We start from the raw sequence: 15,819 nt of genomic DNA on the forward strand, positions 1-15,819 counted from the left end.
TACCTCAGGCCTCGCCCGGACTGCGCCGGCGGGCAGCACCGGCATCCGGCGTCGGCGAGCGCTGGGCCGGGATCTTGCCAGCCTTGATATCGTCGTACCAATGCTCGTGATGCTCCCTGGCCCAGGCCTCGTCGACCCAGCCGTCGCGCATGGCACGGTAGGCGCCTTCCATGCCGATGGTGCCCATGTAGATGTGACCAAGCGACATCGCGATCATCAGCACGGCGGCAATGCCGTGGATCACGTTGGCGATCTGCATGGTGGCGCGGTAGTAATCGAGCCCCGGCACGATCATGTCGAGCACCCACCCGGACGCGGACAGCACCAGCCCGAAGATCACCAGCCCGCCCCAGAACCACATCTTCTCGCCTGCATTGAAGCGGCCGCTCGGCACGTGCTTGCCGCTGGCCAGGCCGCCGAGGCTGGTTATCCAGTCGAGGTCGTCACGGCTGGGCAGGTTGCTGCGCACAAAGATCACGAAGGCGACGATGATCGACAGCGTGAACACGGGGCCCGCCAGGTTATGGATGTTCTTCAGCAGGTAGCTGAGCCAGCCGAACAGCGTATGCCCCATCACTGGCAGCAGGAAATGCTTGCCGAACAGCATCACGATGCCCGACACCGCCAGCAGCACGAACGAGATCGCCATGGTCCAGTGGACGATGCGCTCGAACGGCGTGAAGCGTTCGATCATGCGGCCGGTGCGCGGCTCGCGCAGCGGGATGGTGCCGCGCCAGAGGAAGAAGCCCAGGATCGCCAATGGCACCACGACCAGCAGCCAGCCGCCCCACACGGTGATCACGCCATTGCGGAACAGGCGCCACTGCTGCCCGGTACGCTGGATCAGCACGCCGGCTTCCTTGGCCGGCAGGCTGCTGTAGTGGGCCTGGTCGGAATTGACCTCCCGCCAGACCGGCGCGTTGTTGCCGGGCTGCGTCACAGTGCGTTCCTGCTGCGACCTGGCTTCGTTGGCAACGTCGCGGCGCGGCACGTTGAAAATGTTCTCCGAGGCAATGCCGGCGAACGGCTGCACCGGATGCGTGGCCGGGTTGTTCGCGTCCGCCGTCTGTGCGGACTGCGTGGACCGGGCAGCCGGCGGCGCCGAGGCCGGCGCCTGCGCAACAGCGGCGCCGCCGCTTGCGAACGTCAACATGGCCAGCGCGCTTGCGGCGAGCCAGGCACGCCAGCGGCACATGTTCTGCGAGGGCCTCATATGCGCTCCTTCGGGTCACCCCGCCCTGCCTGCGGCGCAGTCATGGCGTGCGGTTGTATTCGTTCTGCAGCTGGTTGCGCTGGCGGATCTGGTTGTCCCAGGTGGTCTTGTCACCAGCTGTCCAACCCTTGACGACAAACGGGTCGTCCGGCGCGCCCTGGTAGGCCGGCGCATCCGACTTCTTGTGCGAGGCCGTCGCGGTCTGGGCCTTTTCGCCACAGCCCGCGAGCAGCAGGCTGGCCACGGCCAGCATGGCGGCCATCGGAATGTGCGTCATGACGGTTGCCCTCCGTTGCCCGCGGCGGGGGCCGGGTTGGCCGGCGCCGCCGGTGCTGCAGGCGCCTGCTGCGCACCGCCCTTGGTCCCGTATGCGGTGCCCCAGCCGAACACATCGCCGCCCTTGCCGCGCTTGATCACGCGGTTGCGCAGGATGTCGGCGATCACGTCGCCGTCGCCGCCGAGCAGCGCCTTGGTCGAGCACATTTCCGCGCACAGCGGCAGCTTGCCTTCGGCCAGCCGGTTGCGGCCGTACTTCTCGAATTCGGCCTCCGAGCCGTTCTTCTCGGGTCCGCCCGCGCAGAAGGTGCACTTGTCCATCTTGCCGCGCACGCCGAAGGTGCCCGTGGACGGGAACTGCGGCGCGCCGAACGGGCACGCGTAAGAGCAGTAGCCGCAGCCGATGCAGACGTCCTTGTCGTGCAGCACCACGCCATCCTCGGTGCGGTAGAAGCAGTCGACCGGGCAGACCGCCATGCAGGGGGCGTCCGAGCAGTGCATGCAGGCCACGGAGATCGACTTCTCCGCGCCGACCATGCCGTCGTTGATGGTGACCACGCGGCGCCGGTTCACGCCCCACGGCACCTCGTGCTCGTTCTTGCAGGCAGTGACGCAGCTGTTGCACTCGATGCAGCGTTCGGCGTCACAGATAAATTTCATGCGTGCCATGATGTCATCCTGCCCTTATGCAAAGCGTTCGATCTGGCAGATCGTGGTCTTGGTTTCCTGCATCATCGTGACCGAGTCGTACCCATACGTGGTGGCCGTGTTGACGGCCTCGCCGCGCACGACCGGCATCGCGCCGTCGGGGTAGTACTCCTTCAGGTCCTTGCCCTGCCACCAGCCCGAGAAGTGGAACGGGATGAAGGCCGTATCGGGGCCGACGCGCTCCGTCACCAGCGCACGTACCTTGATGCGGGCGCCGGTCGGCGTCTTGACCCAGCAGAAGTCGCCGTTGCGGATGCCGCGGTCGGAGGCGGCGCGCGGGTTGATCTCGACGAAGTTCTCCTGCTGCAGTTCGGCCAGCCACGGGTTCGAACGGGTTTCCTCGCCGCCGCCCTCGTACTCCACCAGGCGGCCTGACGTCAGGATGATCGGGAACTTCTCGTAGATCTTGTTCTCGACGTTGCGCTGCTGCACGGTCTTGTACAGCGTCGGCAGGCGCCAGAACGCCATCTTGTCGTCGTGGGTCGGATACTTCGCGACCATGTCGGGCCGTGTGGAATACAGCGGCTCGCGGTGCTGCGGAATCGGGTCCGGGAAGTTCCACACCACGGCACGCGCCTTGGCATTGCCGAACGGGTGGCAGCCATGCACCTTGAGCACCACGCGCTGGATGCCGCCCGAGAGGTCGGTCTTCCAGTTCTTGCCTTCGGCGGCCTTCTTCTCGTCGTCGGTCAGGTCGTCCCACCAGCCCAGCTTCTTGAGCAGCACGTGGTCGAACTCGGGATAGCCCGTGGTGATCTCGGCCCCCTTCGAGTATGAACCGTCCTCGGCCAGCAGGTTGACGCCATCGCGCTCCACGCCGAAGTTCGCGCGGAAGTTGCCGCCGCCATCCATCACATGCTTGCTGGTGTCGTACAGGTTAGGCGAGCCAGGGTGCTTGAGTTCCGGATTGCCGTAGCACGGCCATGGCAGGCCGAAGTAGTCGCCGGTCAGGTCGTAGCCGGTCGCGGCATCCTTGCCGCCGCTGCAGCGCAACGTCTTCACGTCGAACATCTGCATATTGCGCATATGCGCCTTGAGGCGTTCGGGCGACTGGCCGGTGTAGCCGATGGTCCAGTTGCTGCGGTTGATCTCGCGCAGGATCGACTCGGTCTCCGGCTCCATCCAGGTACGGCCGGCGCGCTTGACCTCGATCATCTTGTAGTTCTTCGACAGCTCCTTGCCAAAGCCGAGCTTGTCGGCAAACGCCTGCATGATGGTCTGGTCGGGCATCGACTCGAACAGTGGCTCGATGACCTTCTCGCGCCATTGCAGCGAACGGTTGGAGGCCGTGCAGGAGCCCGAGGTTTCGAACTGCGTGCAGGCCGGCAAAAGGTAGACCGCGCGGTTCGGATTGACCTTGTCGCCTTCGGGCGGCGGCATGTTGGCCATGGCCGCGGTGGCGGACGGATACGGGTCGACCACGACCAGCAGGTCGAGCTTGTCCATGGCCTTCTTCATTTCCAGGCCGCGCGTCTGCGAGTTCGGCGCATGGCCCCAGAAGAACACGCCGCGCACGTTGTTGTCCTGGTCGATCAGCTCGTTCTTCTCGGTGACCATGTCGATCCAGCGCGACACGGTCGAGCCGGACTTCTCCATCATCGCCTGCGACACGAACTGCTTCTTGATCCATTCGTAGTCGACGCCCCACACCGCCGCATAGTGCTTCCACGCGCCCGTGGCCAGGCCGTAGTAGCCGGGCAGCGAATCCGGGTTGGGCCCGACGTCGGTGGCGCCCTGCACGTTGTCATGGCCGCGGAAGATGTTGGCACCGCCGCCGGAGACACCGATATTGCCGAGCGCGAGCTGCACGATGCACGAGGCGCGCACGATCGCGTTGCCGATCGTGTGCTGGGTCTGCCCCATGCACCAGACCAGCGTGCTGGGCCGGTTCTTCGCCATGATCTCGGCCACCATCTTCACCTGCGCCTCGGGCACGCCGCAGACTTCCTCGACCTTGTCGGGCGCCCACTTGGCCAGGATCTCCTCCTTGACCTTGTCCATGCCATAGACACGGTCGTGCAGGAACTTCTGGTCCTCCCAGCCATTCTGGAAGACGTGGTACAGCACGCCGAACAGGAAGGCGATGTCGGTGCCCGAGCGAATGCGCACATAGTGGTCCGCCTTGGCAGCGGTGCGCGTATAGCGCGGATCCACCACGATCACCTTGCAGCCGTTCTCCTTCGCGTGCAGCAGGTGCAGCATCGACACCGGATGCGCCTCGGCCGCGTTGGAGCCGATATACAGAGCCGCCTTCGCGTTCTGCATATCGTTGTACGAGTTGGTCATCGCCCCGTAGCCCCAGGTATTCGCCACGCCTGCCACGGTGGTGGAGTGGCAGATGCGCGCCTGGTGGTCGGTGTTGTTGGTGCCGAAGAACGACACCCATTTGCGCATCAGGTAGGCCTGCTCGTTGCTGTGCTTGGACGAGCCGATGAAGAACATCGAATCCGGCCCGGTCTGCTGGCGGATCTCCTTCATCTTGGCGGTGATCTCGTCGAGCGCCTGGTCCCAGCTGATGCGCTGGTACTTGCCGTTGACCAGCTTCATCGGGTACTTCAGGCGATATTCGCCGTGGCCATGCTCGCGCAGCGCGGCGCCCTTGGCGCAGTGCGCGCCCATATTGATGGGCGAGTCGAACACCGGCTCCTGCCGCACCCATACGCCGTTCTGCACCACGGCATCGACGGCGCAGCCCACCGAGCAATGGCCGCACACGGTACGCTTCACGACAATGCCGCCCTTGCCTTCCGCGGCCGCGACGGTCTTGTCATCGGCGGCGTCCGCCTTGCGCAGCAGCGTCAGTTGCGAAGCCGCCAGCCCCGCCCCGACGCCGATGCCGGAACGCTTGAGGAAACTGCGCCGGTCCATGGTCGGCATGGCACCGGCAAGGCCCGCGGCGAGCCGCGTGGAAAGCCGGCCGGATCCGGCAGTTGCGCTGGCCTGCGCCAGACCGTCAGCGAGCCGGGTCGATGCGCCCTGCGCCGCGCGTTTGCGGGTCAAGATCATGTCTCACCTCAGCAGAGGAAAGCAGGCATCCAGCAGATGCGGAGTAGGCGGGGCCGCGCATGCCGGCCCGCCGGCATGCTCACACCAGCGTGGTGCGGTAGTACTTGCGAATGTGTTCGGAAACGCGATAGCCCTTGCTGTCCGACGGTACGTCGGCGGGCTCGGGAATGACGGCACTCCCGACGGGCGCGGCAGGACCGCGCGCGGTCAGCGACGCTGCGCCGGCGGCCGCAGCGACAACTCCAGCGCCCGCGAGAAACGTGCGGCGTGCGACCCTGGGTTGCTTCTCTCTCATGTAAGGCACTCCTCGGTTCGGCGTTGGCGCGCCGATGATTCAGCCGTTATGCGTTGTTATGCATATTCTAGGTGCAACCTGGCTGAAAGACCATGCCGATCCCGGGTTAATCCCTATATGCGAGGGCGATGTATTCAATGCATCTCGAGTGCCACGGCCTCGACCTCCGCGAAGGCCTGCATCAGTCCGGCAACGCTGCGATAGAAGCGCGCTTGTGGATGGCTGCTTAGTGCATCGCACAATTTTCCGATCCAGGGCTGCATGTGCCGCGCGTAGAAGCGCTGCTGTTCGCCCAGATTGGAAATGGCGATATCCTCGCCGGCAACCAGGAAGCGCATCACCTCGCACAGCGTCGCCACGTGGTCCTCGGTCTCGCTGACATCGTCATGCCGCACCAGCCCGTAGCGGTCCAGGTCATCGCGCAAGGCCACCAGCGGGCGTTCGTTCAGGAAGCCGGTCAGGTAGTAGGACCCATACAGGAAGACCTCCTGGCGGCCCACACCGAGGAACAGTTCACGATACTCGTCAGCCGTCTCGGCCTCGGTCGTGGCCGATGCCGCATCGCACAAGATATTCCATGCTCGACCCAATACCGTGTCCGAATCGTCGTCCGGTGCGCGGTTGGCGGCGATGTGATGAAGCAGCGCCGCGTCCGGCGCCCGGTAGAACAGCGTGGCCAGGAGACCATAAAGATCGGCACGGGCAATGTCCTCGGCATCGTCGGCGTGCGCAGGGGGTGTCAGCTGGATGGGCTGGAAATCTGTCATATCGTGATGTTCTTTGTCTGGGCGGAAGCGCTTACCGCAGCGTGGCACCGCTGACCGCTCCGGGATCGCGCTCCATCATGTCGATCACGCGGCAATCGGGGCACATCTTCAGGCGCTCGGCGGCAGCACCGGCAAAGGCGGGGTGCCCGGCCAGGCGGACCAGCATCGACTCCACCATCTGCGCGGTGCCGAACGGCTTGCCACAGCGCACGCAATGGAACGGCTGCGACTCGTTGAGCGTGACGGTGCGCCGCGCCGCATCACCGGCCAGCAGGCGCGGGACGAGCGTGATCGCGTTCTCGGGGCAGGTCTTCTCGCACAGGCCACATTGCACGCAGTTGCGCTCGAGAAAGCCAAGCACCGGGCGCTCCGGATTGTCGCGCAGCGCCTGGGTCGGGCACGCGCCCACGCAGGCCATGCAGAGCGTGCAGGCAGCGGTGTCCACCGCCACGGCCCCGATCGGCGCCGCCGCCGGAAGCGGCACGATGTCGGCCGGAACCGGCGCGTGGCGCGCGAGGTGGTCCAGCACGAACTCGAGCATCTCGCGCTTGGCGGCCACGGCACCGAACGGCGCCGGCGGCAATTCGCGCAGCGCCGGGCGCAGCGCGGCAAGCCCCGCGTCCAGCGACGCGGCGTCGCCCGCCTCGACCAGCGACACTGTGGCGCCGTCGTAGCCGAGCCCGGCCAGCAGCGAGCACGCCACATTGATCTGCTCGATCAACGCGGTGCGGTACTGCGGCGCCTCGTCGCCGGTCAGCAACACCGCCACGCGCGCCGCGCCCCAGCACAGCGCCGCAAGCCAGAGCTCCAGCCCCGCGGCGGCCGGATGAAACAGCGGCACCGGCATCACGTTCGGAGGTACGCCTTGCGCCTGCCCGGCACGCGCCGCGCGGCCCAGGGCCAGGATGGCCGGCGTGCCGGAGGCATCGCCGTGCAGCAACACCACGGCGTCGCGCCCGCCCGCCGACCGGTAGGCCGACAGCAGCGTGCGCAGGCGCATGCCCAGCATCTCCGGGCCCGGATAGGCATAGCTGATCGCCCCGCTCGGGCAGACCGTGGTACACGCGCCGCAGCCCATGCAGAGATTGGGCGTGACCTCGATGCGTCCCTTGCCGTCATGCCACTGCGAGCGGATCGCCTGCGTCGAGCAGATGTCGATGCAGGCGGTGCACCCCGTGGTCTGGTTGCGGCCGTGGGCGCACAGGCTTTCCTTGTAGCGGAAGAATTTCGGCTTCTCGAACTCGCCGACGAGCTGTGTCAGGGCCAGTGCCTGTTGCTGCTGGCGCAGCGCATCAGCGCCGGCATGCAGGTAGCCTTGCGGCGGCTGGTGCATGGTGAAGGCCGGCGCGTCGTTGAGATCGAAGACCAGGTCGAAACGTGCCTCGGCGGTTGCTGCCGGCCGATCGAAATCAATCGCGGCAGCCGCGCCGCATGCCCGCACGCAATCGCGGTGCGCGCGGCAACGGTCCATGTCGATCTGGTAGCTGAAGTCGATCGCCTGTTCCGGGCAGGCTTCGATGCAGGCATTGCATCGCGTGCAGAGATCCAGATCGATGGGATTGCTGCGGCCCGCACCGGTCTCCCAGGTCGCGGCAAACGCGCCGAGCCAGCCGGTCAATGCTTGCAGCGTACCGCTGTGTACGGGGTAGGCCCGCTGCGCGGGAACAATTGCGGGCGCCACCCGGCGATGTGGCGCACCGGCGGGCAGCAGCACGGTGACTTCCAGCGACATGGCCGCGAGCCGCTCGGCCCAGGGCAAGGCACGGTCGGCGGGCCCCATCACGAGCACGGTGCCTTCGGAGCGGTAGTCCACCACGGGCACGGGCTCCGGCTCCGGCAGTGCGGCCACGGCCAGCAATGCCGCGATCTTGGCGTTGGCGGTCCTGGGATCGCGCTTCGCGCCCTGGGACCAGCCTCCGGTCTCGCGGATGTTCACGAAACGCACGGGAGCGATCACCACGGTGCGGCCATCGGTGCCGCGCGCGGCCTCGGCCGCGATCTCCGCGAACAGGTGCTGCTCTTGCGTGCAGGCGACGATCACGTCATCGGTACCATCGAGCGCAGCGGTGAAATCACCGATTTCCCTGCGGCACAGCAGGCGGTGTACCTTCAGCGGCGTCCCACTGGCTTGCGACAGCGCCGCCCCGTCAAGCGGCATGGTGTCATTGCAATTGCAGATCAGCGTCGGCATGGCGAATGCGGCTGACCGGCCCGGGCGCCCTTTCTTGCGAGAGTCTGCAGGCCGGGAATTTGTGAGGGAGTCCTATTGTAGGACCGGTGTATGCGGGAAGCTACGCGTGTTTGTCCGGGTACGGCTCAGTCACATGGGCGGGTGCTTCGGGCACCCCGGCATCGTCCTGTCCTTCGTCGGACAAGGCCGGCGCAGCCTGCGCGGCGCCTTCCGGCAACGCCGCCGACTCCGTCGGCTCCGGTGCATCCGCGGGGTCGAATAACCCCAGCGCCTCGGACTGCCGCAGGCGACGCAACACATCCAATGGAATGGGGTCCGGCTTGCCGTAGTCGTCGATGTAAGTGTCGAGCCCGTCCATCACATTGAAGTGCGGGTCGGCAAACAAGGTCTTGAGCGCGGCGCGCTTGACGCCTTCATCCACGCCGCGCGCGACAAAGCGCGCGATATTGTCACCCGGCCGAAGCCGCGCCACGTCCGCCATGGTGGGAAAGTCCACCGGCGCTTCTGCGGCCGTTGCAGAAGCCTGAGCACCGGTTGCGGGCAACGGTGCGGGAGGAACGGGATCGGGAACCGGCGCCTCGTCCGGCACGGTACCGCCGTCCCGCACCGTTGCCTTGCGGCGCGACCAGCGTGACAGGAAGGACGAGTCGCTCATGGCTGGCAGCCGTCAGTAGCGTGCGCGATCCTGCGGCGCCTTGAACGACTCGGGCCGGCGGCGCTGCTTGGGTTCGGGACGATAGTTCTGGTCGACGTAGGCCTGCAGCCATTCGCGCTGGTCGGCGGCAAGCGGCACGTTCTCGACGGTTTCGCCGGCATCGAGCCAGCGCCCCGCCTCGTTGTAGGACAGGGAGACGGTGACGGGCACCGGCCGCGCCTCGTCCGCGGGAACATCTTCCTGCATGCGCCAGTGCACGAACCAGCAGGGCTGCGTCGAGGTGAGGTTGAGGTAGTAGCCTTCGCCCTGGTCATGGAACAGCACGACCTCGAAGCCCGGATAGAGCCAGCGCGCGCCGTGCTCGTCCTGTGCCAGGCACATGGGGGCGGTGCCGAACTCGCCCAGGTCCGGCCAGACCGCGTCGAGCTCCCATTTCCAGGGCTGCCAGCGGCTCGCCAGCGCCACCTTGCGCATGACCACCGCCATCGTGACGGCGGGGCGGGCTTGCGGCGCGGGCGTGTCCATGGCGTTGGCCTCAGGTGTTCTGCACCACGATGCTGGGGAACTTGCTGGTCATGTCGCGCGCCTTGTCGGCCACCTTGATGGCCACCTTGCGTGCGATGCCGCGATACAGTTCCGCCACTGGGCTGTCGGGATCGGAAACCACGGTCGGACGGCCCGAATCCGCCTGCTCGCGGATCGACAGGTTCAGCGGCAGGCTGCCCAGCAGCTCGACGCCGTAGTCGGCGCACATCTTCTCGCCGCCACCGTGGCCGAAGATATGCTCGACATGGCCGCAGTTCGGGCAGCAGTACACCGCCATGTTCTCGACGATGCCAAGAATGGGGATGCCCACCTTCTCGAACATCTTCAGGCCCTTCTTGGCGTCCAGCAGCGCGATGTCCTGCGGCGTGGTCACGATCACCGCGCCGGTCACGGGCACCTTCTGCGACAGCGTGAGCTGGATGTCGCCCGTGCCGGGCGGCATGTCGACGATCAGGTAATCGAGGTCGTGCCAGTTGGTCTGGCGCAGCAGCTGCTCCAGGGCCGACGTGACCATCGGGCCGCGCCATACCATCGGGTTGTCCTGCTCGATCAGGAAACCGATCGAGTTGGCCTGCACGCCGTGGCCTTCCAGCGGCTCCATGGTCTGGCCGTCGGACGATTCGGGACGGCCGTCGATGCCCAGCATCATCGGCAGGCTGGGACCATAGATGTCCGCGTCGAGCATGCCGACGCGCGCGCCTTCCGCCGCCAGGGCCAGCGCCAGGTTGACCGCCGTGGTGGATTTGCCGACACCGCCCTTGCCCGAGGCAACGGCGATCACGTTCTTCACCCCCGGCAGCAGCTTGACGCCGCGCTGCACCGCGTGGGCGACGATCTTCATGCTGACGCTGACGCTCACGTTGCTGACGCCGGGCAATTGCCGCACCGCAGCAACGACCAGCTTGCGAATCGGATCGAACTGGCTCTTGCCCGGATAGCCCAGTTCCACCTCCAGCGACACATCGCCGCCGTCGACGCGGACGTTCCTGGCCGAGCGGGTGGACACCAAATCCTTGCCCGTGTTGGGGTCGATGACCGTGCGCAGGACTTCTGTGACCTGTTCAGTGCTGAGGCTCAAGACAAACTCCGCTTTTTGTAGAGGGTTGGGGAGGGGGAGGGCTAATGTATCAAAGTTTGGCGTCCTCCCCTGCCTAACGGCAGGGGATTCCCACAGCTGGCGATGCACGTCCGCATCGGAGAATGTTCAGCGCAGCATTGGTATCACGGTCATGCACGACACCACAGCTACTACAGGTCCACTCTCTTATTCGCAGTCCTGCGATACCTTTCGGCCGCGTCGTGCTGTCTTTCGAGCCGCACGCCGAACAGGACTGGGTAGAACCGCTTTCGTTCACTTCCTCAAACTTGGCCCCGTGCGCAATCGCTTTGTAGCGGAGCTTGTCCCGGAAGGACGACCAGGATGCGTCGTAGACGCTCTTCGCCATCTTGGTCTTGGCGAGTTTTAAAGCCGACACGTTGCCGACTGCGATGTAATCGAAGCGCCGGACGAGATCGAGCGCGAGCTTGTGCTGGAAGTCGGCACGGGCATTCGCCACCTTGGCATGCAACTTGGCAATATGCCGCTTGTGCTTTCGCGCACGCTGCGCCTTCGCCAGTCTTTCGGCGGCATGCCGACCAAACCGGTCATTGGAGAGTTTCTCGCCGGTCGAGAGCGTTGCGAAGTCCTTCAAGCCAAGGTCGATGCCGACGCCAGCTTGGAGCGGGCGTGCCGGCACATCAGCAACCACTATCACGATGTTGAGAAACCAGTTTCCGCGCGAATCCTGCGCGAAGTTTGTGCCGTCCTTGATCCTACCTTCGGGCAACGGGCGGCTGTTGAACACGCGAAAGGTATTCCCGGCAAAGCGAAACGCCTCGCCCTCTCGCTTCAGATCGCGGCCCTTCAGGGGCACCCATCCAAGGCACTTCCTGCCACGGTATCGCAGGTAAGGCCGGCGATGCTGGCTGCGCGATTTTGCGTACTGCTCGCACGTCGCGTTGATCGTGCCGGAATGGATGCGGAGTTCCTTGCTGCTACCGGTGGTCAGCACGTTCAGATCGAACCCGCTCGGCCACTTCTTACCCCATTTGAGCGCGTGCTTCTGCGTGTCGTTGCAGAAGTTCCAGACGTAGTTCACCGCTCGGCTCTGCTTGTTGAGCAGGCCGTTGAGCGACTTCACCCGGTAGCGGTAAACAAGAATCATGCCTAATTCTAACGTGGGAGTGCTAGCTGACGGCGGCCATCAGGACCGTGAATTGGCGTACAAACCCTTGCCTGCCATGTGGGATTACAGACATTTACAAATCTCACAAGCTTGCACTTGTGCACGCGCCGCCATATCCATATTGTAGTGCCCCAGTGTTGCACAAGGCCCCGTCGTGCCCGCTTGCCTGCGGCGCGGCGGCACGGCACGTGCACTGGCCGCTACTAAACGGCGTTACCATTTACGTTGCAGCAGCAAAAAGAACTTCTACGGGATATCAGAAGGAGAAAGCATGAAATTCAAGTTCGCCACCGTCTCGCTCGCCGCGGCCACCCTCCTGGCTGCCGGCTGCGCCACCGAACAACAGACTCACACGGCCGTCGGGACCGGCGTGGGTGCTGCAGTGGGTGCGGGACTGGGCAATCTGATCGGCGGCAACACCACTGGCACGCTGGTCGGCGCGGCGGTGGGCGGTGCCATTGGCGGCGCCACCGGCTACAACTGGAACGCCATCCGCGGCAAGCTGAACAAGGACACGGCCGGCACCGGCACCCAGATCACCGAGCAGCCGGATGGCTCGCTCAAGGTCAATATCCCGAGCCAGGTCACCTTCGACACCGACAGCGCCACGATCAAGCCGTCGTTCCGCTCGGTACTCGACCAGGTGGCCCAGACGCTGGGCCAGCACCAGGACGTGAGCGCCAATGTCGTCGGCCATACCGACAGCACCGGCAACGCGCAATACAACATGCAGCTCTCGCAGCGCCGCGCCCAGAGCGTCGCCAGCTACCTGGGTGACCGCGGAGTCTCGCGCAACCGCCTGTCGGCCGAGGGCCGGGGCCAGACCCAACCGGTGGCGGACAACGCCACCGAGGCCGGCCGGACACAAAATCGCCGTGTCGAAATTTTTTTGAAACCAATTCAAGGGTGACCTAGTCATAGAGACAGGTACCGCTTGCCACCGTTGCTGGCTCGCGATGGGTGGCTGACCTCCCGGGCGGTACCTGATTTCTCCTCCTTTTCCGTTGTGGAAAGCTGCGCCGGCTCTAACCGGCGCTTTTTTTTGCTTCAGCAAAATGAGTGCCCGTTACGTCACTCAATGGGTTTCCGAGTTTTCACCATGCGGCAATACCGGCCGCGCTCCGCGGTGCTTGCTAAAATAGCCCTTTCGCAGTTGGCGCCTGGCTCCGCCGCGGCTGCTGCTTCGATTGCTTCCCCCCGTCATCCCCACCGGCTCTTTTCCATGACCGCACGTCGTATCCTCGTCACATCTGCCCTGCCATATGCCAACGGCCAGATTCATATCGGCCACCTGGTGGAATACATCCAGACCGACATCTGGGTGCGTTTCCAGCGCATGATGGGCAACGAGGTTTACTACGTCGGCGCCGACGACACCCACGGCACGCCGGTCATGTTGCGTGCCGAGAAGGAAGGCATTACGCCGAAGCAGCTGATCGACCGCGTCTGGACCGAGCACAAGCGCGACTTCGACAGCTTCCTGGTGTCGTTCGACAACTACTACAGCACCGACGCCGAGGAAAACCGCGAGCTGTGCGAGAAGATCTACCTGGCCTTGAAGGCCGACGACCTGATCGCCGAGCGCGAGGTCGAGCAGTTTTATGACCCGGTCAAGAACATGTTCCTGCCGGACCGCTTCATCAAGGGCGAGTGCCCGAAGTGCGGCGCCAAGGACCAGTACGGCGACTCGTGTGAGGTCTGCGGCACGACATACGTGCCGACCGACCTGAAGAACCCGTACTCGGTAGTCTCCGGCGCCACCCCGGTGCGCAAGTCGTCCACGCACTTCTTCTTCAAGCTGTCCGACCCCCGCTGCGAGACCTTCCTGCGCGAGTGGGTGGCCGACCTGGCGCAGCCCGAAGCCGCCAACAAGATGCAGGAATGGCTGGGCAGCGAAGGCGAAGCCTCGACCCTGTCGGACTGGGACATCTCGCGCGACGCGCCCTACTTCGGCTTCGAGATCCCGGGCGCGCCGGGCAAGTACTTCTACGTGTGGCTGGACGCGCCGATCGGCTACTACGCGAGCTTCAAGAACCTGGCCGAGAAGAAGGGCATCGACTTCGACGCCTGGGTCGGCCCGCACTCCACGGCCGAGCAGTACCACTTCATCGGCAAGGACATCCTGTACTTCCACACGCTGTTCTGGCCGGCCATGCTGCGCTTCTCGGGCTACCGCACGCCGACCAACGTGTTCGCGCACGGCTTCCTGACGGTGGACGGCGCCAAGATGAGCAAGTCGCGCGGCACCTTCATCACCGCGCAGAGCTATGTCGACACCGGCATGAACCCGGAATGGCTGCGCTACTACTTCGCCGCCAAGCTCAATGCGAGCATGGAAGACCTGGACCTGAACCTGGACGACTTCATCGCCCGGGTCAACAGCGACCTGATCGGCAAGTACGTCAACATCGCCAGCCGCGCCGCGGGCTTCCTGGTCAAGCGTTTCGAGGGCAAGGTCGACGAGGGCGCGCTGGCCCATCCGCTGCTGGAGCAGCTGCGCCAGGCCGCCCCGCAGATCGCCCACCTGTATGAAGCGCGCGAGTACAGCAAGGCGCTGCGCCAGGTGATGGAACTGACCGACGCCGTCAACGCTTTCGTCGATACCGAAAAGCCCTGGGAACTGGCCAAGGACGAGGCCAAGCGCCCGGCGCTGCACGCCGCGTGCTCGGTGTCGCTCGAAGCCTTCCGCCTGCTGACGGTCTACCTGAAGCCGGTGGTGCCGACGATGGCCGCCGGCGTGGAGCGATTCCTCAATGTCGAGCCGCTGGACTGGCGCGCCATCGACAAGCAGTTGTCGGCCGCGAGCCCGGTGCAGCCGTACCAGCACCTGATGACCCGTGTCGATGCGAAGCAGATCGACGCGCTGCTGGCAGCCAACCGCGAGTCCCTGCAGGCCACGGCGCCGGCCGCAGCCGCATCGATCGAGCCGATCGCCGACACCATCACGATCGACGACTTCGCCAAGATCGACCTGCGGGTCGCCAAGATCGTCGAATGCCAGAAGGTCGAAGGCTCCAGCAAGCTGCTGCAGCTCACGCTCGACCTTGGCGAGGGCCGCACGCGCAATGTGTTCTCGGGTATCCAGTCGGCCTACTCGCCGGAACAGCTCGTGGGCAAGCTGACCGTGGTGGTCGCCAACCTGGCGCCGCGCAAGATGAAGTTCGGGGTATCCGAAGGGATGGTGCTGGCGGCTTCGGCGGCGGATGAGAAGGCCAATCCGGGGCTTTATATCCTGGAGCCGCATAGCGGCGCGGTGCCTGGCATGCGGATTGGCTGACCTTGCATCACGGCAGCATGCAAAACGGCGGCGCCCTCGGGCAGCCGCCTTTTTTTTATCGCCGCAGGGCGATCAGCCTCCCCCCATGCGGGAAGGATCCTCGCTCCGCGACGTCGTCGTAACCATGCCATCAGGACTGAAGTGCACATTGAAAAAGGCCTTCTCCTGCGACGACTCCCACCACCGGTAGCCCCACACCTCCTCCTTCTTCAGCGAAAACTTCTCGACCTTGGTCGGCTTGCCCAGCATGCGCCTGACCTGGTCCTGGTTCATGCCAGGCCGCACCCGGGTGAAATTTTCCGCGGTCAGGACCTGCTCGATGCGGGCGACCTTGCCGTCGGCATCGATCGTCACCATCCACGTGGTAGCTCCCTCCGGCCCACGCGGATATTCCAGCCGCCGCGCGCCGCTCTCTTCTTCCCAGGTGGTCTCCGGCTTGCCGGCCTGGCGCAGCACGTCAGCCTCGGTGGACTGCCCCGGCTCGATGCCCTTGAACAACTGGCTATCCGGCTTGACCGAGTTCCACGTTGCGCGAGCGGTGTCGCCGGCCTTCTTCATGGCTTCATCGACCTTCTGCTGGTCGCAGCCGAACAACGCGAGCAAGGAAGCGAACAGGCCCATGGCGGCAAGGCGTCGCGGCGACGCAAAAGTTGGCGGGTG

The 15,819-nt window shown here is 65.2% G+C and carries 14 protein-coding genes; 2 read left to right on the forward strand and 12 right to left on the reverse strand.

Annotation, left to right across the window (positions count from 1 at the left end; translation table 11 throughout):
* Positions 1 to 4: 4 nt before the first annotated feature.
* From CupriaWKF_RS13055 to CupriaWKF_RS13105, 11 genes are all read right to left on the reverse strand, one after another.
* Positions 5 to 1,213, reverse strand: a complete 1,209-nt coding sequence (locus CupriaWKF_RS13055; RefSeq protein WP_276098278.1) for a formate dehydrogenase subunit gamma — start codon at positions 1,211 to 1,213, stop codon at positions 5 to 7.
* A gap of 40 nt (positions 1,214 to 1,253) precedes the next feature.
* On the reverse strand, positions 1,254 to 1,490 hold the full coding sequence (locus CupriaWKF_RS13060) for a hypothetical protein (RefSeq protein ID WP_276098279.1): 237 nt from the start codon (positions 1,488 to 1,490) through the stop codon (positions 1,254 to 1,256).
* Positions 1,487 to 2,158 carry a formate dehydrogenase FDH3 subunit beta gene (fdh3B, locus tag CupriaWKF_RS13065; protein WP_276098280.1) on the reverse strand — a complete coding sequence of 224 codons (672 nt, stop codon included), beginning with the start codon at positions 2,156 to 2,158 and terminating at the stop codon, positions 1,487 to 1,489. The genes CupriaWKF_RS13060 and fdh3B overlap by 4 nt, the downstream gene beginning before the upstream one ends.
* 15 nt (positions 2,159 to 2,173) lie before the next feature.
* Positions 2,174 to 5,203 carry a molybdopterin-dependent oxidoreductase gene (locus tag CupriaWKF_RS13070; protein WP_276098281.1) on the reverse strand — a complete coding sequence of 1,010 codons (3,030 nt, stop codon included), beginning with the start codon at positions 5,201 to 5,203 and terminating at the stop codon, positions 2,174 to 2,176.
* Between the two features lie 79 nt (positions 5,204 to 5,282).
* Positions 5,283 to 5,498, reverse strand: coding sequence for a formate dehydrogenase (locus tag CupriaWKF_RS13075; protein WP_276098282.1), 216 nt, complete (start codon positions 5,496 to 5,498; stop codon positions 5,283 to 5,285).
* A 134-nt stretch (positions 5,499 to 5,632) separates the two neighbouring features.
* Positions 5,633 to 6,265 (reverse strand): molecular chaperone TorD family protein, encoded by a 633-nt coding sequence (locus CupriaWKF_RS13080; protein ID WP_276098283.1) that lies wholly within the window; start codon positions 6,263 to 6,265, stop codon positions 5,633 to 5,635.
* A 31-nt stretch (positions 6,266 to 6,296) separates the two neighbouring features.
* Complete coding sequence (locus tag CupriaWKF_RS13085) at positions 6,297 to 8,456, reverse strand: 4Fe-4S dicluster domain-containing protein (protein WP_276098284.1); 2,160 nt, start codon at positions 8,454 to 8,456, stop codon at positions 6,297 to 6,299.
* Positions 8,457 to 8,556: 100 nt separating this feature from the next.
* A complete protein-coding gene (locus CupriaWKF_RS13090; RefSeq protein ID WP_276098285.1) occupies positions 8,557 to 9,111 on the reverse strand; it encodes a DUF3306 domain-containing protein in 555 nt (184 codons plus the stop codon).
* A 12-nt stretch (positions 9,112 to 9,123) separates the two neighbouring features.
* Positions 9,124 to 9,636: a DUF3305 domain-containing protein gene (locus CupriaWKF_RS13095; protein WP_276098287.1), complete on the reverse strand. Its 513-nt coding sequence runs from the start codon at positions 9,634 to 9,636 to the stop codon at positions 9,124 to 9,126.
* Between the two features lie 10 nt (positions 9,637 to 9,646).
* Positions 9,647 to 10,735 carry an iron-sulfur cluster carrier protein ApbC gene (gene apbC / locus CupriaWKF_RS13100; protein WP_276098288.1) on the reverse strand — a complete coding sequence of 363 codons (1,089 nt, stop codon included), beginning with the start codon at positions 10,733 to 10,735 and terminating at the stop codon, positions 9,647 to 9,649.
* Between the two features lie 73 nt (positions 10,736 to 10,808).
* Positions 10,809 to 11,861 carry a transposase gene (locus CupriaWKF_RS13105; RefSeq protein WP_276098289.1) on the reverse strand — a complete coding sequence of 351 codons (1,053 nt, stop codon included), beginning with the start codon at positions 11,859 to 11,861 and terminating at the stop codon, positions 10,809 to 10,811.
* A gap of 292 nt (positions 11,862 to 12,153) precedes the next feature.
* Here CupriaWKF_RS13105 and CupriaWKF_RS13110 point away from each other — a divergent pair, with 292 nt between their 5' ends.
* Both CupriaWKF_RS13110 and metG read left to right on the forward strand, forming a co-directional pair.
* The gene (locus CupriaWKF_RS13110; protein WP_276098290.1) at positions 12,154 to 12,792 is read left to right on the forward strand and encodes an OmpA family protein; all 639 of its coding nucleotides are present in this window, start codon (positions 12,154 to 12,156) and stop codon (positions 12,790 to 12,792) included.
* A gap of 312 nt (positions 12,793 to 13,104) precedes the next feature.
* The gene (gene metG / locus CupriaWKF_RS13115) at positions 13,105 to 15,159 is read left to right on the forward strand and encodes a methionine--tRNA ligase (RefSeq protein WP_276098291.1); all 2,055 of its coding nucleotides are present in this window, start codon (positions 13,105 to 13,107) and stop codon (positions 15,157 to 15,159) included.
* Positions 15,160 to 15,231: 72 nt separating this feature from the next.
* Here metG and bamE read toward each other — a convergent pair whose 3' ends face one another.
* Positions 15,232 to 15,780 carry an outer membrane protein assembly factor BamE gene (gene bamE, locus CupriaWKF_RS13120; RefSeq protein WP_276098292.1) on the reverse strand — a complete coding sequence of 183 codons (549 nt, stop codon included), beginning with the start codon at positions 15,778 to 15,780 and terminating at the stop codon, positions 15,232 to 15,234.
* Positions 15,781 to 15,819 lie beyond the last annotated feature (39 nt).

Origin of the sequence: Cupriavidus sp. WKF15 (assembly GCF_029278605.1) — a bacterium.
Lineage (GTDB): Bacteria > Pseudomonadota > Gammaproteobacteria > Burkholderiales > Burkholderiaceae > Cupriavidus.

Excerpts from the sequence above, each read along its gene's own strand:
- CupriaWKF_RS13055 (WP_276098278.1), bottom strand. The coding sequence starts at position 1,213 with ATGAGGCCCTCGCAGAACATGTGCCGCTGGCGTGCCTGGCTCGCCGCA.
- CupriaWKF_RS13060 (WP_276098279.1), bottom strand. The coding sequence starts at position 1,490 with ATGACGCACATTCCGATGGCCGCCATGCTGGCCGTGGCCAGCCTGCTG.
- fdh3B (WP_276098280.1), bottom strand. The coding sequence starts at position 2,158 with ATGGCACGCATGAAATTTATCTGTGACGCCGAACGCTGCATCGAGTGC.
- CupriaWKF_RS13070 (WP_276098281.1), bottom strand. The coding sequence starts at position 5,203 with ATGATCTTGACCCGCAAACGCGCGGCGCAGGGCGCATCGACCCGGCTC.
- CupriaWKF_RS13075 (WP_276098282.1), bottom strand. The coding sequence starts at position 5,498 with ATGAGAGAGAAGCAACCCAGGGTCGCACGCCGCACGTTTCTCGCGGGC.
- CupriaWKF_RS13080 (WP_276098283.1), bottom strand. The coding sequence starts at position 6,265 with ATGACAGATTTCCAGCCCATCCAGCTGACACCCCCTGCGCACGCCGAC.
- CupriaWKF_RS13085 (WP_276098284.1), bottom strand. The coding sequence starts at position 8,456 with ATGCCGACGCTGATCTGCAATTGCAATGACACCATGCCGCTTGACGGG.
- CupriaWKF_RS13090 (WP_276098285.1), bottom strand. The coding sequence starts at position 9,111 with ATGAGCGACTCGTCCTTCCTGTCACGCTGGTCGCGCCGCAAGGCAACG.
- CupriaWKF_RS13095 (WP_276098287.1), bottom strand. The coding sequence starts at position 9,636 with ATGGACACGCCCGCGCCGCAAGCCCGCCCCGCCGTCACGATGGCGGTG.
- CupriaWKF_RS13105 (WP_276098289.1), bottom strand. The coding sequence starts at position 11,861 with ATGATTCTTGTTTACCGCTACCGGGTGAAGTCGCTCAACGGCCTGCTC.
- CupriaWKF_RS13110 (WP_276098290.1), top strand. The coding sequence starts at position 12,154 with ATGAAATTCAAGTTCGCCACCGTCTCGCTCGCCGCGGCCACCCTCCTG.
- metG (WP_276098291.1), top strand. The coding sequence starts at position 13,105 with ATGACCGCACGTCGTATCCTCGTCACATCTGCCCTGCCATATGCCAAC.
- bamE (WP_276098292.1), bottom strand. The coding sequence starts at position 15,780 with ATGGGCCTGTTCGCTTCCTTGCTCGCGTTGTTCGGCTGCGACCAGCAG.